General features: G+C 46.6%; 18 protein-coding genes. 3 read left to right on the top strand and 15 right to left on the bottom strand.

The features are described 5' to 3' along the window. Positions 1 to 6: 6 nt before the first annotated feature. Positions 7 to 2,301: a sensor domain-containing protein gene (locus NOM90_RS07605; RefSeq protein ID WP_255941102.1), complete on the bottom strand. Its 2,295-nt coding sequence runs from the start codon at positions 2,299 to 2,301 to the stop codon at positions 7 to 9. A 181-nt stretch (positions 2,302 to 2,482) separates the two neighbouring features. Here NOM90_RS07605 and NOM90_RS07600 point away from each other — a divergent pair, with 181 nt between their 5' ends. Further along, positions 2,483 to 3,856: an MFS transporter gene (locus tag NOM90_RS07600; RefSeq protein WP_255941101.1), complete on the top strand. Its 1,374-nt coding sequence runs from the start codon at positions 2,483 to 2,485 to the stop codon at positions 3,854 to 3,856. A 96-nt stretch (positions 3,857 to 3,952) separates the two neighbouring features. Then, positions 3,953 to 4,543 carry a TetR/AcrR family transcriptional regulator gene (locus tag NOM90_RS07595; RefSeq protein ID WP_255941100.1) on the top strand — a complete coding sequence of 197 codons (591 nt, stop codon included), beginning with the start codon at positions 3,953 to 3,955 and terminating at the stop codon, positions 4,541 to 4,543. Positions 4,544 to 4,567: 24 nt separating this feature from the next. On the opposite strand, the gene NOM90_RS07590 is transcribed toward NOM90_RS07595, so the two are convergent. The 12 genes from NOM90_RS07590 to NOM90_RS07535 all read right to left on the bottom strand — a co-directional run bounded on the left by NOM90_RS07590 (position 4,568) and on the right by NOM90_RS07535 (position 17,306). Further along, on the bottom strand, positions 4,568 to 5,533 hold the full coding sequence (locus NOM90_RS07590) for an SDR family oxidoreductase (protein ID WP_255941098.1): 966 nt from the start codon (positions 5,531 to 5,533) through the stop codon (positions 4,568 to 4,570). A 179-nt stretch (positions 5,534 to 5,712) separates the two neighbouring features. Beyond that, a complete protein-coding gene (locus NOM90_RS07585) occupies positions 5,713 to 6,657 on the bottom strand; it encodes an AraC family transcriptional regulator (protein WP_255941096.1) in 945 nt (314 codons plus the stop codon). A gap of 82 nt (positions 6,658 to 6,739) precedes the next feature. Next, complete coding sequence (locus NOM90_RS07580) at positions 6,740 to 7,117, bottom strand: hypothetical protein (RefSeq protein WP_255941094.1); 378 nt, start codon at positions 7,115 to 7,117, stop codon at positions 6,740 to 6,742. A 113-nt stretch (positions 7,118 to 7,230) separates the two neighbouring features. Then, positions 7,231 to 8,274: a glycosyltransferase gene (locus NOM90_RS07575; protein WP_255941093.1), complete on the bottom strand. Its 1,044-nt coding sequence runs from the start codon at positions 8,272 to 8,274 to the stop codon at positions 7,231 to 7,233. Positions 8,275 to 8,395: 121 nt separating this feature from the next. Next, entirely contained in the window at positions 8,396 to 9,925 is a 1,530-nt protein-coding gene (locus NOM90_RS07570) for a phytoene desaturase family protein (protein WP_255941091.1), read from the bottom strand. A gap of 49 nt (positions 9,926 to 9,974) precedes the next feature. After that, positions 9,975 to 11,390: an aldehyde dehydrogenase family protein gene (locus NOM90_RS07565; protein ID WP_255941089.1), complete on the bottom strand. Its 1,416-nt coding sequence runs from the start codon at positions 11,388 to 11,390 to the stop codon at positions 9,975 to 9,977. Beyond that, complete coding sequence (locus NOM90_RS07560) at positions 11,377 to 12,885, bottom strand: phytoene desaturase family protein (protein WP_255941087.1); 1,509 nt, start codon at positions 12,883 to 12,885, stop codon at positions 11,377 to 11,379. The genes NOM90_RS07565 and NOM90_RS07560 overlap by 14 nt, the downstream gene beginning before the upstream one ends. After that, positions 12,886 to 13,803, bottom strand: a complete 918-nt coding sequence (locus NOM90_RS07555) for an alpha/beta hydrolase (RefSeq protein WP_255941085.1) — start codon at positions 13,801 to 13,803, stop codon at positions 12,886 to 12,888. Between the two features lie 161 nt (positions 13,804 to 13,964). Beyond that, the gene (gene groL / locus NOM90_RS07550) at positions 13,965 to 15,593 is read right to left on the bottom strand and encodes a chaperonin GroEL (protein WP_255941083.1); all 1,629 of its coding nucleotides are present in this window, start codon (positions 15,591 to 15,593) and stop codon (positions 13,965 to 13,967) included. Positions 15,594 to 15,662: 69 nt separating this feature from the next. After that, positions 15,663 to 15,944, bottom strand: a complete 282-nt coding sequence (gene groES, locus NOM90_RS07545; RefSeq protein WP_255941081.1) for a co-chaperone GroES — start codon at positions 15,942 to 15,944, stop codon at positions 15,663 to 15,665. Between the two features lie 209 nt (positions 15,945 to 16,153). After that, a complete protein-coding gene (locus NOM90_RS07540) occupies positions 16,154 to 16,639 on the bottom strand; it encodes a MogA/MoaB family molybdenum cofactor biosynthesis protein (protein WP_255941079.1) in 486 nt (161 codons plus the stop codon). 46 nt (positions 16,640 to 16,685) lie between these two features. Then, the gene (locus NOM90_RS07535) at positions 16,686 to 17,306 is read right to left on the bottom strand and encodes a 5-formyltetrahydrofolate cyclo-ligase (RefSeq protein WP_255941845.1); all 621 of its coding nucleotides are present in this window, start codon (positions 17,304 to 17,306) and stop codon (positions 16,686 to 16,688) included. Between the two features lie 215 nt (positions 17,307 to 17,521). On the opposite strand from NOM90_RS07535, the gene abc-f reads away from it, so the two are divergent. Then, positions 17,522 to 19,498, top strand: a complete 1,977-nt coding sequence (abc-f, locus tag NOM90_RS07530; protein ID WP_255941077.1) for a ribosomal protection-like ABC-F family protein — start codon at positions 17,522 to 17,524, stop codon at positions 19,496 to 19,498. 352 nt (positions 19,499 to 19,850) lie between these two features. On the opposite strand, the gene tsaD is transcribed toward abc-f, so the two are convergent. Together tsaD and rimI are read right to left on the bottom strand one after the other, a co-directional pair. Beyond that, a complete protein-coding gene (tsaD, locus tag NOM90_RS07525; protein WP_255941076.1) occupies positions 19,851 to 20,912 on the bottom strand; it encodes a tRNA (adenosine(37)-N6)-threonylcarbamoyltransferase complex transferase subunit TsaD in 1,062 nt (353 codons plus the stop codon). A gap of 5 nt (positions 20,913 to 20,917) precedes the next feature. Continuing rightward, positions 20,918 to 21,382: a ribosomal protein S18-alanine N-acetyltransferase gene (gene rimI / locus NOM90_RS07520; RefSeq protein ID WP_255941844.1), complete on the bottom strand. Its 465-nt coding sequence runs from the start codon at positions 21,380 to 21,382 to the stop codon at positions 20,918 to 20,920. Positions 21,383 to 21,435: the final 53 nt, after the last annotated feature.

Here is a 21,435-nt window from a genome sequence, read left to right as displayed (position 1 = left end):
AATTCTTCACTGCTTCGGCGCATTCTGTGCATCCATCCCACGCCGAAAATCATCTGCCGGTACTGGACGCCCGAATAGATAACCTTGCACTTCATCGCAGCCGTTTTCTTTGAGGAAAGAAAGCTGTTCTTCATTTTCGACGCCCTCAGCAATCACGGTGATTTTAAGGTTGTGCGCCATCGCGATAATTGCTTTGACAATGTCTCGGTCGCCGAGATCAGTCTCGACATCTTGTACAAACGACCGATCCACTTTCAGACGACTGATCGGCAGTCTTTTTAGATAGTTCAGCGAGCTGTAACCCGTGCCAAAATCATCGATCGAGATATGCACGCCCATTTCGCGAAGCTGCTTCATTTTTTCCGAAGCTTCTTCAACATTAAGTGTCATTCCCTCCGTGATCTCCAACTCCAAAAACTTTGCCGGATAACCCGTTTCTTCCAATACCGTACGAACCGATTGGACTAAGTTAGGTTGCCGAAATTGTCTAGGTGACAAATTGATTGCCATAATAAACGGTTCGTAGCCTTCATCGATCCATTGTTTCCCTTGCTCGCAAGCTGTTCGTAACACCCATTCACCAATCGGCAAAATCAAGCCCGTTTCTTCGGCAAGTGGAATAAAATCGATCGGCGCTATCCATTCTCTGTTTCCCCGGTGCCAACGTAGCAAAGCTTCTGCTCCAATACGGCGATCCGGAGATAATGAAATTTGCGGCTGATAAAACAAATGCAATTCATTTTTTTCAAGTGATTTGCGTAAATCATTTTCCAACATAATACGCGCACTGGTATTCTTTTCGCTCTGAGCATCGTAAAGCATGTACGTATCTTTGCCGGCTTCTTTGGCTTGGTACATTGCCGAATCGGCGTGTTGCAATAATGCAGCCGGATCTGTCCCGTGCTGAGGATACATGCTGATTCCTACACTGGGCGTTATGAACAATTCATATCCTTCAACTTCAAAAGGCTTCACAAAAGCATGAAGAATCTGCTGCGCGGTTTGCTCCGCTTGAGACATCTGTTGGTCTTCGGTCAAAATCGCAAACTCATCGCCGCCATGACGCGCAATAAAAGACGTTTCTCCCAAAGCTTGTTTCAATCGCTCTGCAATTTTGGACAACAGATCATCGCCCGCTCCATGACCCAGTGAATCATTGACTGTTTTGAACCGATCCAGATCCAGATACAAAATCGCAAGATTCGAGCCATTTTCTTCAGCTTCAGCAATCGAATTTCCGAGTTTTTCTTGAAAAAAACGACGGTTCGGCAATCTTGTCAAACTATCGTGATACGCCATTCGATAGATCAACGATGCGGAACGTTCTTGCTCTATAGCCAACCTTGCCAAATATCCGGTTTTGCGAATAAACTCCATTTCTTTTTTGGTAGGCAAACGTGGTACTTCGTAGTACATCGCAAAAGTACCGAGCACTTCGCCGTCTCCGTGAATAAGCGGAAGCGACCAGCTTGCGCGAAGCCCGTTTCGCAAAGCCACTTCTCGGTGTTCTTCCCATAACGGGCTATGTTCGATATCTTCGACGATCACAATTTCTTTTCGGGAGATCGAAGCGCCGCAAGAACCGCCTTTTTCGCCGACTTTGATCCCTTCGACGGCTTTCATATAATCTTCCGGTAGACTTGGCGCTGCCAAATTCGTAATCGCATGATTTTTTTTGTCATAGCAATGAATTGAACATTTGGCTCCGGTCTCGTATTCCGCCATATGTAGCAGACGATCTAACGTTTCTTCTATTGGAGTAGACTTGGCGATCATCTCCAGCACTTTGTTTTGCGCATCCAAAATACGCACCGATTGTTCTTGTTCTGTAATATCGCGTGAAATTCCCAGCAGCGCAACGACTTCGTCATTTTGGATAATCGGCACGATTGTCGCGCTAACCGTCATCGCTTCGCCGGTTTTGGCACGGAAAGAAAACTTTAGTTTTTCTGTGCGTTTTTTCGTCAGTGCACTTCTAAAAGTTTCTATGGATTTAGCTACGTCTTCCGAGAACAAAAACAGGTTAAAGTCGGAATCTTTCAATTCTTGCAGGGTGTAGCCGCTCATCTGTTGTCCGCTTGGGTTGATATCGATAACAATACCTTCAGCATCTAGCAAAAAAACGGCATCGGTACTATACGCATATAGCGACCGATAAAAAATCTGCTCTTGAGTAAGCGCAGTCAGATCGCTTTCGATCAACGCTTTAATCGAGATATTTGTTTTGTCTATCCTATTTATCTTGGAGTTAGGGTCTAGTTGCGAAGGATATTTCCGATCTTTGTTTCTTGATTCATCCATAGTCATCTACCTTTCGCTTAACCTATACAATCAAAATACCTTAATTTACGGTTACTGTAACAAAAGATAGACCAAAATTGATAATTTTATTTTGACAACTTACAGCTTTGTTTATTATAGTAAGAATAAATGACAGTAAGTACTGACAGTCATACTATTGATAAGGAATTGAGGAACTTCTATGTCTACTGCTCCAGCTAATAGTCAAAGAAACGTCAATGCGCTTATGCGTATTCTCGTATTCACTCTAATTTTATCCGTGATGAACGGAACCATGTTTAATGTCGCGCTCCCTGCGATCAGTCAAGAATTCTCGCTTTCTCCGTCGCAAGTGAGTTGGATTGTCACCGGTTATCTGATCGTCTATGCGATCGGGACCGTCACGTTCGGCAAACTTTCTGAAAAATATAGTCTTAAAAACTTACTGACATTCGGGCTTTGTTTTCTGACTATCGGTTCGTTGATTGGACTGATCGCGGACTCCTACGGAATTATTATTGTGGCACGTATCCTGCAAGCGATCGGCGCTTCTGTTATCCCTGCGGTCGCCATGATTATTCCGGTTCGGTACTTCGCTCCCGACAAACGGGGTCGAGCTTTAGGCACGACGGCGATCGGCGTCTCCCTTGGCTCGGCGATTGGACCGATCACGGCTGGATTCGTTACCAGCGTATGGAGTTGGCATCTATTATTTGCTATTCCAATGTTATCGCTGCTCACCCTCCCTTTTTACCGCAAATATCTAGATAACGCCAAAGGCTCAGATAAAAAGATCGATCTGCTCGGCGGCGCGCTGCTTGCAGGAACGGTAGCTGCTCTACTGCTGGCTTTAAGCAATCTACAAATTCGATATATCGGATTCGGCATTGTGCTATTGATTTTGTTCATTTGGCGTATCCGTTCCACTCCCGAACCTTTTATAGCACCTGCGATTTTTAGAAACCGTGCGTATTCATCCAGCTTGGTTTTTGCTTTCTTTATGATTGCAATCAGCTCCAGCATACCGTTTATTGCCCCTCAACTTCTTGCCGGCGTATACGGTTTTTCGCCTGTAATGATCGGAATTGTGATGTTGCCATCGGCGCTAATTACGGCGTTTCTTGGAAAAAAAGGCGGCAAGCTTGCGGATGAAAAAGGAAATGGAACTTTGCTCTATATCGCCTCGACTTTGCTGATTGTAGGCTTTCTATGTTTGTCTTCTGTCGTCGGATTATCCCCGATCTGGATCGCCGTCTTTCTGATTTTAGGCGTATTGGGTCAATCTTTTATGCAAATCACTTGGTCAAACGCCGTATCTCAAGCGCTGACTCCAGCGCAAGTCGGTACGGGAATGGGTTTGTTATCGATGTCCAACTTTATCGCGATGGCTACCGTTACCGCCGTAATTGGCAAAGTACTGGATCTGGGGACGACGAAGGTTCGATTCAATCCGTTTATCTCTATCGATGCAGGATTCCTGCACAGTAATATCTTAATGACACTCGCATTTTTAACGATAGGGATGACGCTGTTGTACCGGATTTTTTTGAGTAATTCCAAGCGGCGCAAGGTTTGACTCCTCGTTGACAAGCTATACGGGATCATATATCATCATCCAGATGATGCTCCGGCACACCTAGACGTCGGAGCCGATCTGTGATGAGGTGAGGAAATGGACGAGGTACAAAAAGATAGCAATCGCGACAAAATGATGCGCGCCGCGATTGACCTGATTGCAAGTAGAGGTTATAAAAGCGTCACCACGCTTGAAATTGCGGCGGCTTCGGGTCTGAGCGAGAAAACCTTGTTCCGCAACTTCGGGAGCAAACAAAATTTACTCGAAGCGGCATTCGAACGGTTTCATTACAAGCAGGAGATGAGCCGGATCTTCAACGAACAATTGGTTGGAGAGCTGCATGCCGACCTTATGCTGATCAGCCGCAATTACCATGAGATCATGAACCGCAATCGCAAAATGATTATGATCGGTATCAAAGAAGCCGAAAATCTTCCCGGCTTTTCGAAAAAAACATCTGAGCATCCTCGCCAACTTGTCGCTTTTCTAACCGATTATTTCAAAAAGATGGACGCCGAAAAAAAGATGATTAAGGCAAACGCGGAAATTCAAGCTTTCTCATTTATTTCGATGAATTACGGAGTATTTCTAAGCAACTTAGTCGAAGACACTTATTTCCCGGATGTGCCGCTGGATGCCGTGATCGAAGAAAGCGTTCGGATATTCGTTCGCGCGCTGACTCCATAGAACTATCGATATAGGGTTTGGCAGTTACTTTTCAAAATAATGACCATACTCCATCTCTTCTGCCAAACTTCGCTCTTGCGGTTGCCAGTCCAACGTTTTGCGCGTCCATTCGGAAGAAACGGGATTGTCGGCTTGGACAAAAGAAGATAACCAGCTAAAATGTTTATCCGATTCTGTAGTTTGCAAAGACGTGAGCGGTTGACGACTATATTGAGCGATTTGCTCTGCGATTTCCCGAAAAGGAACCCCGGAATGCCCTACAGCATGATACGTCGAACCTTTCCCGGTCTGCTCTGCAACTTTGACAAACAATTTAGCAGCGTCTAAGCGATGCACATTCGCCCAATGGTTATTGCCGTCTGCGACGTAAGCGGCTTTACTTTTGGCATTCGTGATTTTGATAAGCGAAGGAAGTAGCCCGGTGTAATCATTGGCGCCATACACAATCGGCGGCAAGCGAACGAGAGAAGGACGAACACCATGATCGGCAAGCTTTTTTAAGGTTTGTTCCGAGGCTACGCGTCCTCCGCCTACTGAATAGGGATCACCGGCATGTGCTTCTTGACCTACAACCGATGGTTTGAGCGTCATAGTAGGGAGTGCAATAATCAAAGCTCCGTTTTGCGCAGACAACCCTTTTCCAAAAGCTTCAATGGCGCGCTGCTCTGCACCTACAGCGGTCTGCATAAACCGAGCCCCGATATTCGATGGGCTGCCGCCTAACATAATACGCAATTGTCCAGGCAATCCGGCTTGCGAAAACTTATGGAAAAATGCCGTATGAATGACCGTATCCACTTGCTGAGACACTTCTTGCAGACGCGACGTATCGGTTATCGAACCTCGAATCGCGGTAGCTCCAGAAGCTTGCAGCCGCTCCGCGGCTTCTTTGGAGCGAACCCATCCGATAACTTCATGCCCGTTTTGAAGCAATTCTTGTACGACTGCCGAACCGACAAAACCATTTGCCCCCGTTACCAATACTTTCATTGTTCATTCTCCTCATCCTGTAAAGTAGCTGATTCCAAGTATAAAATTTTTCGAATCCTCATCTTTGACTTTTTCACGTCGTTTCTTGCCTAATCCGATTAAGAATACAGAAAAAACCCGTCAGCTCGAAGCTGCGGGTAAAGGATATGGCTTATTATTTTGACTTTTTATTTAAAGATTTAAGCTTCGATCTGCTTCCATTTGGCGATATCTCGACTAGGCGGATTTCCAAAAAAGCGACGGTAATCGCGGCTAAATTGGGAATCACTGATGTACCCAACCAATTGGGACGCTGTCGTCGCATCATGTTCGCCAACCAACATCAATCGGCGCGCTTCTTGCAGTCGCAACTCTTTTTGATACTGTAACGGGCTCATCGAAGTCACGGCTTTGAAATACGTCCGAAACGACGATTCGCTGAGATGAACCTGCGTTGCCAACTCCGAAATTTTTAACGGTTCTGCGAAATGGCTTTGCATCCACATGATGGCTTTCGATACGCGCTGTACGCTGGATTCTGCCAGTACCGCTTCGGCTACGTAAGGACCGATCGGGCTTCTCAGCACGCGAATAAACACTTCTTCCGCCGCAAGCGAAGACAATAATCCATGATCTTGAGTATCACTCAACGTCCCTACCAATCGAGAAACAGCGGCAATCAGATCCGGTTCCGATTCCAACATATATTTGTTTCGGTGCTGCGTCATTTTGGGAAGACCATCCGGGAAAATACGCGGGATCAGTGTCGCGATTTTTTGGGGTTCCAAATAAACGCCTACACTTAAAAAAGGTTCATCAGTACTCGCTTGAATCGTCTGCATCCGAACAGGCAGCGCGACCGGAACCACGATGACTCTTGCTCCGCCATATTCCACTTCTTCCTCGCCGATTTTGATGATCTTTTTCCCTTGTGCCACGATTCCGACGGTTGGCCAATACATCGTATATAAATAATCGGAAGGTTCTTCACGTGAATACCGGTTCAGATAAAGACCCGGAATCGAAGTCTCGCTTGTCCCGTCTTGAGGCATATGAGCAGCGATCTTATTCGCTAAAAGTTTCGTTTCAAGTTCAGCACGGCTTTGACGTTCTTCCTCTACTATTGATCGGATAGGCTCCATCATCTAGTTCCCCAGCTCTCCCAAGAAAATTTGAATGCTTACTGTATAATCAAACAGCCCACCGATCGTCGGCAGGCTGCTTCTGTCAAATCTGTTCGCTAAGCTCCAGTTGTTCTCCCAGTTCTCGCACAATCTCATCGTATACATCGCTACTATTACTTTGCCATACAATCGAATCTTGCTGCAAAAAACTAAGTACGCGTTTACCGCTTTCATTAAATCGGTCCAATAATTTTCCCTCTAACTTTAAATGAGTCACCTCATTCAAAATCAGGCGATATTGATCGCAAATTTCGGACTGATCAATCTTTTGCCCGGGTGTCAAAGGCAACCATTCATAAGCGCCACTCTCGACAATATCGGACGAACCTTCAATATAACTCATTGAAGAACCGCTCATGAACGTTTTAATTAAAACTAAAATCGCTTGAAGCTTGTTTCTCAGTATTTCTTTGTCGCTCATTTCAAGGTCTCCCTTGTACTTTAAGATCGAAGCGCCCCATCGCCACTGCAAGTACACGGATCTATTGTATAAAAACTTTGTTCAAAATTCAATAATAAGCAAACAAAATTACGTCAAACCTTAATTTTACGCCCTTTCCAGCTTACGGAATGGAAAACGTTCACGCGGATAAAAGAGTAGACATAAATTCCGATAAAAAACGCGAACCATACCGGATAGATCAGGAAAATCGCTTTTTTAAAGTTCCCGACTCTGCCCGCAAACCATGCAGTCTGCACGATATAGAGAACATAGAGGATTCCGCTAAGCCAGATCGCTATCGGATTCTGCTGGATAATCGAAGAAACCAAAGCTCCCAGTGTCGTAAAACTTCCGGTAATCCATAAAATAACCATCAGCATCACTAGAGGATGCGTGGACTTGGAGCCCACAGCAAAACTTTTGCACCAGCCTTCGATCAGACTGCCGATGCCTTCTGGGTACATCCGCAAAGAAATAATCCCTTTACCTCCTAGGCAGCGAACAGGAAGATTCTTTTCGAGAAATGCTTCGCCTAATGCCAGATCATCCATGATCGCTCCTTCGATCTTTTTATGCCCACCCGACACAAAATAATCGTCACGATTACACAAAATACATGGACCGAACGAACCGGCGGTTTTGAATTTGGTGCCTCTGACCGTAAATAGATTCATTCCGACTACGACAATGATATTGAAGATGACAGAGATATGTTCATACAAGCGTTTTACGGTGTGAAAAGGTTGCAGCGCCGTAATGCCTCTTGCTCCTTTTTCCTGATAAAACTCTAATAGATGGCTTAGCCCGTCTTCGCTATCGAACTGCGTATCCGCATCCAGAAATAACAACCAACTTCCTTGCGCCTGCTCCGCGCCGTACCAGCACGCTGCCGATTTGCCTGCTCCGTTATTCGGTAGAACTTTGGCACCATAGCTTTGCGCAACAGCAACCGTCCCATCCGACGAATCGTCGTCCACGACCAAAATTTCAAATCCATCGAACCGCTGCTTTTTCAACGATTTTAGCAAAGGCACGATTCGGTTTTCTTCGTTTCTTGCCGGAATAATGATCGATACAAACGGTAAATCCGCTTTTGCCTTCGATGAAGCACGGGGTACAGGCAGCGACCAGAACATAAGGATACCAATCACCACTCCGATAGCGCTAATAGCCAGTCTGACGATTTCTAGGGTCGTAATACGATCACCCTTCTTTCTACACAGATATACCTAGCAAATATGAGGCTTTTTCCTATTTTCATTTTACCGAATAATCAAAGATTTCTCCTGTATCATCTTGGATCAATTCTTGAGACGCAATTTTTGCCGACAGCAATACAATCGGAACGCCGGCGCCAGGATGCGTGCTGCTTCCGGTAAAGTACAAGTTTTCGCAATCGCTCGCTTTGCTTTGCGGACGGTAATGATTGCTTTGCTTCAAAATAGGCTGTAAGCCGAACGCAGCGCCGTTATGCGCATTGAACTTATTTTTGAAATCCATCGGCGTGATATGCGTTTCGGTCACGATCTCGTTTTCAACGTTTTCGAAGCCGCGAATTTTTTTCAATTCATTTAAGATATAGCTGCGGTAATACGCAACCGTTTCTTCGTTCCATTCGTACTTGGACTCCGTTGCATTGGTTACGGGCATCAGAATATACAATCCGTCTTTGCCTTCGGGAGCCATAGAAGAATCCGCTTTCGAAGCGATATAGACATAAAAAGAAGCATTCGTCAGCTTTTTCCCGTCAAAAATATCTTTCAAGTTCTGATCCAGGTCTTCGTTGAAAATAAAGTTATGTACATGGTCCGTTTCTTCGTATTTGCGATCCATCCCGAGATATAGCAAGAAGCAAGAACAAGAGTATTCCATGCTATCGACTTTCTCGTCGGTAAATTTCCCTTTGGACGGTTTATCTTGTACCAACTGCTTGATCGCGTACGGAAAATCGGCATTACACAGCACATAATCGGAATAGATGGTTTGTCCGTCTACGACAATGCCTTCTGCTTTTTGATTCTGGATCGCGATCTGCTGCACATCTTTGCCGTAATGGATGACGCCTCCAAGCTCTTTGAACAACCGTTCCATCGACAAAGCCATCGTATACATGCCGCCTTTGATAAACCATACGCCGTACAGAAATTGCAGCATCGGAATCATCGTGTAAAAAGACGGGCTGGTCAACGGCGAAATCCCGATATACAGCGTTTGGAAACTGATCATTTGTCTGAGCCTTTTATCTTTGATATATCGACCGACAAATTTATCCGCGGTATCATACGGCTTTAACTTCAACGCTTTTTTGAGCATCGGCAGATTGTAAAAGTCGCTTCTTTTGCGAAAAGGTCTCGATAGAATATGATGCTTGGCGATCATAAATTTCTGATAAATATCGTGCATATATTGAAAAAATCCGGCTGCGTCGTCTTCGCTGATCGACTCGATCGTTCGAGTGAGCTGCGTCATATCGGAAGAAATATCGAAAGGCTGGTGCGGTATATCGCTAAAATAAGCCCGGTAGATCGGGTCAAGCTTTTTCATCGGAATATAGTCGTCCGGGTCGCGTCCACACACTTCGAACACTTCGCGATAAATCTCTGGCATCATAACAATGCTCGGTCCCAGATCGAATTTATACCCTCCGTCCAGTTCAATCCGATTCATTTTGCCGCCGGGCGTTGATCCTTTTTCGTAAATCTCGACCTGATAACCCGCGTTTTGAAGCCTTATAGCCGAAGCAAGCCCCGCTACTCCGCTTCCGATGACAATTACCTTTTTACTCATGCAAAATCCTCATTTCCAAATCCGATTTGCTTGATTACGATACCCGTCATTATAAAATTTGCTTTCTCAACTTTTTCAAAGCTTTCATGTTGGTCTTTGAATAAGGCGGGAATTTACCCGGAAAGCGTAGATAATGATACGTTCGGACATTCGTTTTTTCGTAGCTGAAAGCTAGAAAGCCCGCTTTGCCGTGGTATGCGCCGTAGCCGCTTTTTCCGACTCCTCCGAACGCGATATGCGGGCTTGCCGCATGATGGATCACCTGATTGATACTGACTGTCGAAGATCGCATATAGGCGCTAAAACGATCGATATGATGTTGATTCGTGCTGAATAAGTATCCGGTCAACGCATCGCGCTGAAGAGTGCCGCTAGCGAGCAACGTATCCAAATCCGTATAAGGAATGACCGGCAGAACCGGACCAAAAATTTCATCTTCCAACACCGGGCTGCCCGGTAACATATCCGTTAACACCGTGGGTGCGATAAATCGATCTGCGTGATCATACATCCCCCCGTACCGAACTGTGCCTTGCCCGATAAATTCGGTCACTTTTTGAAAATGCGCATCGGTACAGATCCGACCGTAATCTTCACTGGCTTGAGGCTGATCGCCATAAAAACCGGATAAGACCGACGAAATTTCATCAAGTGCCTGTTCGTAAACCGATTGATGAACAAAAAGAGTATCGGGTGCGATACACGTCTGCCCGGCATTCAGAAATTTCCCCCACACGATATCTTTGATCGATGCTTTGGAAAACCCCGTTTCGTCAACGATGCACGGATTTTTACCACCCAGTTCCAAAATCACGGGCGTCAAATGTTTGGCTGCTTGATCAGCGACCAGTTTCCCTGTTTTCTCGCTACCTGTAAAAAAGATCAAATCGAAAGCTGCCGAAGTCAGTACGCTGGCAACCTGCCCATCTCCGGTCACGACAACGATCTGCTCGGCAGAAAAGACTTCATTAATAAGCTGCTTGAGCAACTTCGCTGTTGCCGGAGCGTACTCAGACGGCTTGATCACGCAGGAATTCCCGGCTGCAATCGCCCCGATCACTGGCATCAATGTGAGCTGAACCGGGTAATTCCACGAACCAATAATCAATACACTTCCGTACGGCTGCCTTTTTTTGCGTAACACGTCCAAATGACCTAATTTTAGATGTCTCGAACTTGTGGGTCGATTCCATCGGTTCAAGTGCTTGCTTACATAATCAATTTCGTTCAAAAGCACTGCAAGTTCGGAAGAAAACGATTCGAAAGCGGGTTTGCCTAAATCGGCATAAAGCGCGTCGGTTAAAGCTTTTTCGTGCTCCAACAGCAGCGTTTTCAGCTGAGCAAGCTGCTTTTTGCGCATTTCGTTAGAAGGGCTGCCTACAGACAACCCTTTTTCACGCTGCTTTTCAGGTAAGCTTTTCAAAAAAACAATTTCATCGGCGGTTAGGCTTTCAGTCCCCAGCATGGGCACCGTCTCGCTGCGCAATTTTCTTACTAACCAGCTGACCGCTCAACGTTACCATCGGCATGCCGCCGCCTGGGTTGACGGTTCCGCCTACGAAAAACAGATTGTTGTAGCGTTCGCTTTGTTTGGCGTGTTTGAAGCCTTTATTTTTTTTGCGATCCGATACGGTTCCGTAAATAGCGCCTCGATCCGATCCGTAAGTTTTGCGGATATCTTCCGGCGTCCACATATCTCTCGTTACGATATTGGCGCGCAAATCTTCCAAGCCCATTCGCTCAAGCTTCATCAAGACACGCTCGGCAAATTGCTCGTATTCTTGGCGGCTGATCGGTTTCTGATCTTGAATATAAGGGATATGCGGCAAGACTTTGATATTCTCATGCCCTTCCGGTGCTTGCGACGGGTCCGTTTTGTTGACGTTAACCAAATAGATCACCGGATCATTCGGCAACTTGTGGTCATGGAAAATAGACTGCATCTGCTGCTTCATATCTTTCGCGAAAAAGAAGTTGTGATGGCGCAGCTGCGGATACGTTTTTTTCACGCCCAAATGCAAAACAAGGCCGGAACTTGCCGGTTCGAATTTCTTTTTCAACTTGTCTACGAAGCGGCTGTCTTCTTCCAGCAATCGCTCGTATACCGGAATAACTTCCATATTCGAGACATAATAATCAGCAGTCAGACGCGTTCCGTCATCGAGCCAACCGGATGTAATCACGTCGTTCTTTTTTTCCAACTTCGTTACCGCTGTTCCAAAGTGAAATTGAACGCCGATTTCTTCGGCAAGTTTCACTAGACCGTCGGCAAGCTTGTTCAGACCGCCCGGTACATACCAGAGCCCTTGATCGTGCTGCATATAAATCATCATATTCAATACGGCTGGCGCATCATACGGAGACGAACCTACGTATTTGATAAAGTAAGATAACATATCGCGCAGCTGAGGATTGCTGATCCGTTTATCGATTGCGCCGTGAACCGTCGAGAATAAATCGAAATTTTTCAATGCGCCAAGCAGACTGGTATGCTTCATGATTTCTCCGGTCGTATCGACGCCATGCTTGAAGTACGTCTTATCCGTCATATCGTAAATCTTTTTGGAATACTCCAACAGATTGCGATATTCACGCATATCTTTTTCACTCAAATGAGGGTTGTTTTCGCCCATGTTCTTCAGGCTTTCGTATAAGTCGATGACATTGCCGTCCGGGAAAAAGGAACGCCATTGATGATCAAGTCTTTCGATATGTACATAATCGCTCATCGATTTGCCGCTGCCTTTGAACAAATCTTCGAATACGCGAGGCATCGTCAAAATCGACGGACCCAAATCAAAACCGAAGCCATCTTGATCCAAACGATTGAGTTTACCGCCGATATGATTGTTTTTCTCGTACAATGAGACTTCGTATCCGGCTTGTCTAAGCGAAATTGCTGCTGACAAACCTCCAAGCCCGCCTCCGATAACCACTACGCTTTTCTGCATTTTATTCATCTAAACAATTTCCCCTTCCCGTTCTTTCAAAATGTGGTTGGCTTCTTTTATGTATCTTTTCAAAGTCGATGCAATCTTTTCCCAAGCTTCTTCTGCTTTGTGTTTCGGGCCTAGATGGGCAAAAGAATGCTTGCAGTCTTTAAACAACGTCGACTCGACCTCGACTCCAGCTGCTTTCAACTTCGCCGCGTAACGTTCGGCTTCCGGTCTAAACGCATCGTATTCCGCAATCAGAATCAGCGCAGGTGCCAATCGATCATTGATTTCCGCGTATACGGGAGAAGCGAGAGGATTTTCGGCTTGCCCTTTTTTCGGTACGTAACAGAGGTTCAAAAAATGAGCGACTTGAGGATACCGGGCACGCAGCATATCCGGCTCTGGCTTATTGGAAAAAGGCGTCACGAAATCCAGCATCGGACCGTTCAGCACTTGAAGAAGCGGCTGAGCCTCGCCTTTTTGTTCCAAATACAAACAAAGAGCAGCAGCAAGATTCGCGCCAGAGCTTTGTCCACCGATCATAATCTTTTCCACATCGATATTCAAATGTCCGGCATTGTTTTTGATCCATTGGAAGACTTCATATAATTGTTCGATCGGCTGGGGAAAAGGATATTCCGGTGCTTTGGCGTATTCTACGTTTACTACTACGCAATTCGCACGGTTCGCAAGGTAACGGCAGTACAGGTCATCCATTTCTTTGTCGTGCATAATAAAAGCCCCGCCGTGAAGATTGATATAAACGGGGAGGTTTGTAGAATTCGATTCCAACGGATAATAAAAAGACAGATCCGCGGTTTTCACCGATGTTTCGACCTGTAGGTCTTTTTTTTCTTTCACCGGCTCGAAAGGGAGCATGGGCTTTTTCAATGCCTGATTCGGCATAAGACGAAGCAATCTTGCAGCCATCAGAGTAAACAATAAGATAACCTCGCTTTTTTACCATCTAAATGAAAGTGGGTATTGTCTAAAATTCGCTGTCTATTGTTATTACCCTTTATTGCATCGAAGATACCGAGGTAGCAAAAAAAAAGCGCCAAACTCTGAGTGATCAGAGTTTGACGCTGCGGTTTGGAGAATGATTACATCATACCGCCCATGCCGCCCATTCCGCCCATATCAGGAGCAGCAGGACCTGCTGGTTCTGGTTTGTCGGCAATTACGGATTCTGTTGTCAGGAACATAGCCGCTACCGAAGCTGCGTTTTGCAGAGCCGAACGCGTAACTTTAGCAGGGTCTACGATACCTGCGTCGAACATGTTGACCCACTCGCCTGTTGCTGCGTTGTAGCCAATGCCGACTTCTTCTTTTTTCAGACGGTCTACGATAACCGAACCTTCTTCGCCAGCGTTTGCCGCGATTGTACGGATTGGCTCTTCCAGAGCGCGCAACACGATGTTCACGCCTGTTTTTTCGTCGCCGCTTACTTCTACAGCTGCTACTGCTTTGTATACGTTCACGAGCGCTGTACCACCGCCTGATACGATACCTTCTTCAACCGCTGCGCGCGTTGCGTTCAGAGCGTCTTCGATACGCAGTTTGCGTTCTTTCAGCTCTGTTTCAGTCGCTGCGCCAACTTTGACAACGGCTACGCCGCCAGCAAGTTTAGCCAGACGCTCTTGCAGTTTTTCTTTGTCGAACTCGGAAGTCGTTTCTTCCAGTTGCGAACGGATTTGGTTAACGCGTGCATCGATATCCGACTTGTCGCCAGCACCGTCTACCAATGTTGTGTTTTCTTTCGTTACACGAACTTGGCGAGCTGTACCCAGTTGATCCAATGTTGCGGATTTGAGTTCCAGACCCAATTTCTCTGTAATCACTTGACCGCCTGTAAGAGCTGCGATATCTTGCAACATCGCTTCGCGGCGATCGCCAAAGCCAGGAGCTTTGACTGCAACTGCGTTGAATGTACCGCGCAGTTTGTTCAGTACGAGCATAGGAAGAGCTTCGCCTTCGATATCTTCAGCGATGATCACCAGTGCGCGGCCTTGTTGTACGATTTTTTCCAGCAACGGCAAGATATCTTGCGTCGTGCTGATTTTTTTATCGGTGATCAAGATGTATGGGTTCTCCAGAACCGCTTCCATCTTGTCTGTGTCTGTAATCATGTAAGGCGAGATGTAGCCGCGGTCGAATTGCATACCTTCTACGACTTCAAGCTCAGTTGCGAATCCGCGGGATTCTTCAACGGTGATTACGCCGTCTTTGCCCACTTTTTCCATTGCTTCTGCAATCAGTTCGCCAACTTCTTCGTCAGCAGCAGAAATCGCGGCAACTTGAGCGATCGATTGTTTGCCTTCGATTGGTTTTGCGATTTGTTGCAATTCAAGAACAGCCGCTTTAACCGCTTTATCGATCCCTTTACGGATGATCATAGGGTTAGCGCCAGCCGTTACGTTTTTCAGACCTTCGCGAATCATCGCTTGAGCCAGAACGGTAGCGGTTGTTGTACCGTCACCTGCAACGTCGTTTGTTTTGGTTGCGACTTCTTTAACCAGTTGAGCGCCCATGTTTTCAAAAGCGTCTTCGAGTTCGATTTCTTTCGCAATCGTTACACCGTCGTTTGTGATCAACGGGCTACCGAATTTTTTCTCCAGTACCACGTTGCGTCCTTTAGGTCCGAGTGTTACTTTTACCGCGTTTGCCAATGCGTCTACGCCGCGAAGCATAGAGCGACGTGCTTCTTCGCCGAACAAAATATCTTTAGCCATTGTCGAATAACCTCCTTGGAATGATCAATAATTGAGTTGGATCATAAAGATTAACGCTTGTAAAAAGTCTTAAGCCAAAATGGCGTGAATGTCGCTTTCTTTCATAATCAGGTATTCTTTACCTTCATATTTCACTTCAGTTCCTGCGTATTTCGAGAACAGGACACGGTCGCCTTCTTGAACTTCGAGCGGAGTACGCACGCCGTCTTTCAAAGTGCCGCTGCCTACAGCGATAATTTTACCTTCTTGTGGCTTCTCCTTCGACGCATCCGGAAGTACGATACCAAACGAAGTCGTTTCCTCCTGCTGGATCGGTTCTACGAGTACACGTTCACCCAACGGTTTAATCATGAAAAATAGCCTCCTTGAAAGGTTGATTAGATTGCCCTGCATAAGTTTATCGTTAGCACTCGACAACGTCTAGTGCTAACAGCCAAGTTTTATATTACCCGTCTCGGCGCAAAATTTCAAGTCCCTTCACACAAAAAAAGACTCCCTTTTCGTTGATTCAGGGTCGTCCTTTTTGTGTACGGTCTGCAAGCAAACCTTTTGCCGACGTCTTACTGGCGATACTGCCCGGTTACCATCAACAAAGCTTCTGGCAATTGATCCATAATCGCCGCAAAATTTTCATGTACGCCTTTTGGTGTTCCTGGCAAATTGACGATCAACGAACGTCCGCGTATCCCGCAAATTCCCCGGAACAACATCGCTGCGCGGTTTTTGGACATCACATTCATTCGCATCGCTTCTGCCATACCGGGTACTTCACGCTCGATTACGCGCTTGGTCGCTTCTGGCGTCACATCGCGATTTGCGAGTTCCGTTCCGCCGGTTGTCAGCACCAGATCCGCTTGGAAATAATCGGTCATTTCAATCAATGCCGCCATGATCTCGTCTAGCTCATCCGGAACGATCCGATATTCAATAATTTCTCCGCCCACTTCTTCTTCGACCAGTTCCCGGATCACCTGCGCGCTTGTATCTTCTCGCTCGCCCCGTGCTCCCTTATCGCTGGCTGTCAAAATTGCCACTTTCCACAGCATGAGGTCACCTCTTCTCATCCATCGCTCTACTTATATTATCTATCTATCAAATCCGATCTTTCGTAAACGTTACTCCGGTCGGATCGATCAATTGCTCTAATCGAAAATCATGCGGCTGCATCGGAACTTCTTGAATCACTTGCTCAGCAAAAGCCAAAGCCCAATAACTTGGATTAGCGTGAGCCGCAGCGAATCGCTGCGCCAAACGATCGTAAAATCCACCGCCATAACCGATACGCCCTCCGCGTGTGTCAAAAGCAAGACCAGGCACAAGCACCACATCAATCTCTGCGAGCTTGTCTTCTTCCCATTCTTGAAGTTGCGCATTCGGCTCGGGTATTCCCCAAGTGCCGACTTCTTCATCGGTTGCTTGGTTCATGATCAACAACCGCATATGCCGAGTACCCGAATGAATTCGCGGCGCAAGCACGGTATCGCCTGACTTTCGGCATTCTTCCAGTACAGGACGTATATCGAGTTCACTCCGAAAAGGTAGATAACCGAGAATCGCAAGCGGCGCTTTTTTGCGTTCACGCCATGTATTTAGTTCATGCAAAGCCAGCTCACACACGATATTCGATGAATATTGACGCAGTGATTGCGGCAATTCTTCTCGGATTCGCGCCATATGACGCCGAAGCTCTGCTTTATCCGCTAGAGGTTTTATCCCGTTCGCCTCCCGGGTTCTCTTCTGTTCTCTTTTTTGTTCTCACATGCTCAAGTTTATCATTGTTTTACGCAAATAACCACCGCTCACAGAGGGATCACAAGAGATAGGAGGGTTTTTCTTTTTGAATCACGTTGTTCCTTTTGGTTTTTTGAAGCTATTAATGTAAAATAAAATATACTAGACGACTTTATAAGCGCGGAGGACAACGAATCATGCTGCTGCAAGCGACAGGAATTACAAAAAGATATGGCGTTCAAAGTATCCTCGAAGGAATCACGTTTCAAGTGCTTGAACGCGAGCGAATCGGCTTGGTTGGCGTGAATGGTGCCGGCAAATCGACTTTGCTCAAAATTCTCGCTGGAGAAATGTCTCATGACGAAGGTCAAATTTTTAAAAACAAAGAAACGACGCTCGGTTATCTCGCTCAAAATAGCGGATTGCAGTCGGATCGCACCATTCAAGAAGAAATGCTTGATGTCTTCGCCGACCTGCTTGATGCGGAACGCGAAATTCGCGAGATGGAACTTGAAATTACGGAAGGTTCTTCTCATTCCGAGCAAGACAAAGCTTATCAAGATTTGCTGAATCGCTACGCCATGCGCTCGGATTGGTTCCGAGATCGCGGCGGGTATGAGATCGGTACCAAAATCCGCAGCGTCCTGCACGGGATGGGCTTTGGGGAATTCGACCCCGAAACGATCGTCTCGACACTCAGCGGGGGTCAACGGACTCGTTTGGCTTTGGCAAAAATGCTGCTGCAAGGCCCTGATCTGCTGATGCTCGATGAGCCGACCAACCATTTGGATATCGAGACGCTCACTTGGCTGGAAGATTATTTGCGGAGTTATGACGGCGGGCTGCTCATTGTTTCTCACGACCGTTACTTTTTGGATAAAACCGTCAATGCGATTGTTGAAATCGAGCGCCACCGCGCACGCCGCTATACGGGTAACTACAGCCGATACACCGAGCTGAAAGCTGCCGAATACGAAGCGGATCTCAAGCAATATGAGAAGCAACAAGGCGAGATTGCCAAAATGGAAGCTTTCGTACAGCAAAATATCGTCCGTGCGTCTACGACCAAACGCGCGCAAAGCCGGCGCAAAGCATTGGAGAAAATGGATCGACTTGACCGCCCTGCCGGCGATCTCAAGCGAGCGAACTTTTCGTTCCAAGCAGCTTATACCTCCGGTAAAGATGTGCTTCATGTCGATGGTCTGTCTGCTTCGTATGATGGAAACGACAAGCTTTTCCAACATGCTTCTTTTGCGCTAAGCCGCGGAGAAACGGTCGCTTTGATCGGTCCCAACGGTGTCGGTAAATCGACGATGCTCAAGACGCTGATTGGCAAACGCCAACAAGACGAAGGCAAAATCACATGGGGCGCCAAAGTCCAAATCGGCTACTACGATCAAGATCAAGATACCTTAAATCCGCAAAATACGGTGCTTGAAGAACTATGGGGTACGTATCCGCATATGGAAGAAGCGCGTATTCGTACGGTACTGGGAAGCTTCTTGTTCAGCGGCGAAGACGTACTCAAACGAATTTCGGCACTTAGCGGCGGCGAAAAAGCGCGTGTTCTTCTGTCGAAGCTGATGCTACTTGAAGCCAATACGCTTGTGCTCGACGAGCCGACCAACCATTTGGATTTATACAGCAAAGAAGTGCTGGAGTCCGCCTTGATCGATTTTGAAGGTACGTTGCTCTTTATTTCTCACGACCGTTACTTCTTGAACAAAATGGCAGAGCGCGTGATCGAACTGAGTCCAAACGGTATCCATGCGTATCTTGGCAATTACGACGATTACGTAGAGAAGAAGCAAGAGCTTGAAGAAATCGCGCGCGAAGCGGCAGTACTCAGTGGCAATCGCCCCAAACCTTCTTCGTTAGCCGCGACTTCAGCAAGCCCGGCAGAACCTAATGACGATTCGAAAAGCGCGCAAGCATCGTTTGAAGAAAGCAAACAAGCGAAGCGCGATGAACGTAATCGTCAACGTCGATTGGAACAACTCGAAGTCTTGATCGCAGAGCTTGAAAGTTCGATCGCTACATTGGAGACGGAACTTACGCTTCCTGAAATCTACGAAGATTATATGGCGATTCAAGATCGACAACTGGCGATCGATACGAATAAAACACAGCTTTCTTCGGCTTATGAAGAATGGGAGACGCTAGCGGCAGAATAATTTTTTTGTCAATACCGTTTTTAAAGCTATTCCTGTTATCCACCAGGTTATCCACACTAATCAGAGTTAACTTGCTATCTTACCGACCGAAAAGGTCGGTTTTTTCTTGTCCATGCCGCCTCTTATGAATAGAAACCAATTTTATCCACCATGTTATACACATTATCCACAGATTTTAGCTTGTTCTTTTGCAAAACATATCCCCTTTTTCATAGAAAAGAGAGTCGGCGTTTGGCGGGACTTGGAAGCGTTTATCCACTATTGTCAGGGGATATGTGGATAAGTTTATTCAGGGATTGACAAATAAAAAAGATCCGTCAAGACGCAGCGCGTACTTGAACGGATCTTCTGATTATTGAACCGACCATGCCTCAAGCGACATCCCGGGTTCGCCTTTAATAAATAAATCACTGAATTCGCCATGCGTCCATTTCACATAAGCGGCAGCTCCGATCATCGCCGCATTATCCGTACAATATTTCATCGGCGGAATGACTAACGGAATCTGCTGCGCTTCGCAGCTTGCCTGCAATGCTTTTCGCAGACCGCCGTTTGCAGCAACCCCGCCGCAAAGCAGCAATTGCTTGCCTCCGTATTCATGTACAGCGCGAACCGCTTTTGCCACCAAGACTTCAACAACGGAATCTTGGAAACCTCTCGCGATACTTCCGGAATCCACTTCTTCGTTTTTCATACGGCTCTGATTCACAACATTCAATACCGCAGATTTCAATCCGCTCAAGCTAAAATCATACGAACCTTCTTCCAGCCATACGCGCGGAAGCGGGGTCGCCGTATCTGACGCTTGCGCCGCTTTGTCCACATGCGGGCCACCCGGGTAAGGAAAGCCGAGTGAGCGCGCGACTTTGTCGTAAGCTTCTCCGACTGCATCGTCACGGGTTTGTCCGATAACTTGGAAACGCCCTTCGCGTTCAAGGCGTACAATTTCCGTATGGCCGCCAGATACCACCAATGCAATCGCAGGATACTGAATTTCTTCGACCAATTGATTGGCATAAATATGACCGGCGATATGATGCGTTCCGATCAGCGGCTTATCCAGTGCAAAAGCCAAAGCTTTTGCTGCCATGATCCCGACCAACAGCGCGCCGACCAGACCCGGGCCTTCTGTGACCGCGATGGCGTCGAGTTCTTCGGCTTGCAGCCCGCTTTCCGCAATCGTCTGTTCGATCAACAGCGTGATACATTCCACATGCTGACGCGAAGCGACCTCGGGAACGACGCCGCCGAAAGCTTTATGCGTCTCGATCTGACTTGCCACATGATTGACGATCACTTCTTTGCCGTTTTTGACAATTGCCACCGAAGTTTCGTCGCAGCTCGTTTCAATCGCCAAAATATATACATCTTTCGTTGCTGCATCTGCTGTATGCGATGTAGATGCTTTGTTCATTTGAATTACACGCTTCCTTCCGTAGATCCAGCAGCTTGCGAACGATCGTTCAGATCGATCCACATAATGACGGCATCTTCGTTATTATCCGAATAATAGCTTTTGCGAATTCCGATTTCGTGGAATCCCATTTTGGTATATAAATTTCGCGCAACATCATTGCTGACCCGAACTTCAAGCGTAGCGCGCTCAAGCTCCAGACCCGCCGCAAGATCGAGAAGTTCATCTAACAATCGTTGACCTAGTTTTTTCCCTCGATATGCGGTACGCACGGCTACATTTGTAATATGCGCTTCGTCGACAACGGTCCACATGCCGGCGTATCCAGCCGGTTTCCCGTCGACTTCCATCATGATATAACGCGCAAAATGATTCAGCGTCATTTCGCTCCGAAAAGCTTGTTCCGTCCACGGCAATGAAAAAGATTCATGTTCGATCACCATAACGTCTGGAATATCTTCGAGCCGCATAGAACGAAAAGTGACAACCGATTGTTCTGAAGACTCTACCGACTCTCTTTCTT

The organism is Saccharibacillus sp. JS10 (genome assembly GCF_024436065.1).
Lineage (GTDB): Bacteria > Bacillota > Bacilli > Paenibacillales > Paenibacillaceae > Saccharibacillus.
This window is presented reverse-complemented; position numbering and strand designations above follow the sequence as displayed.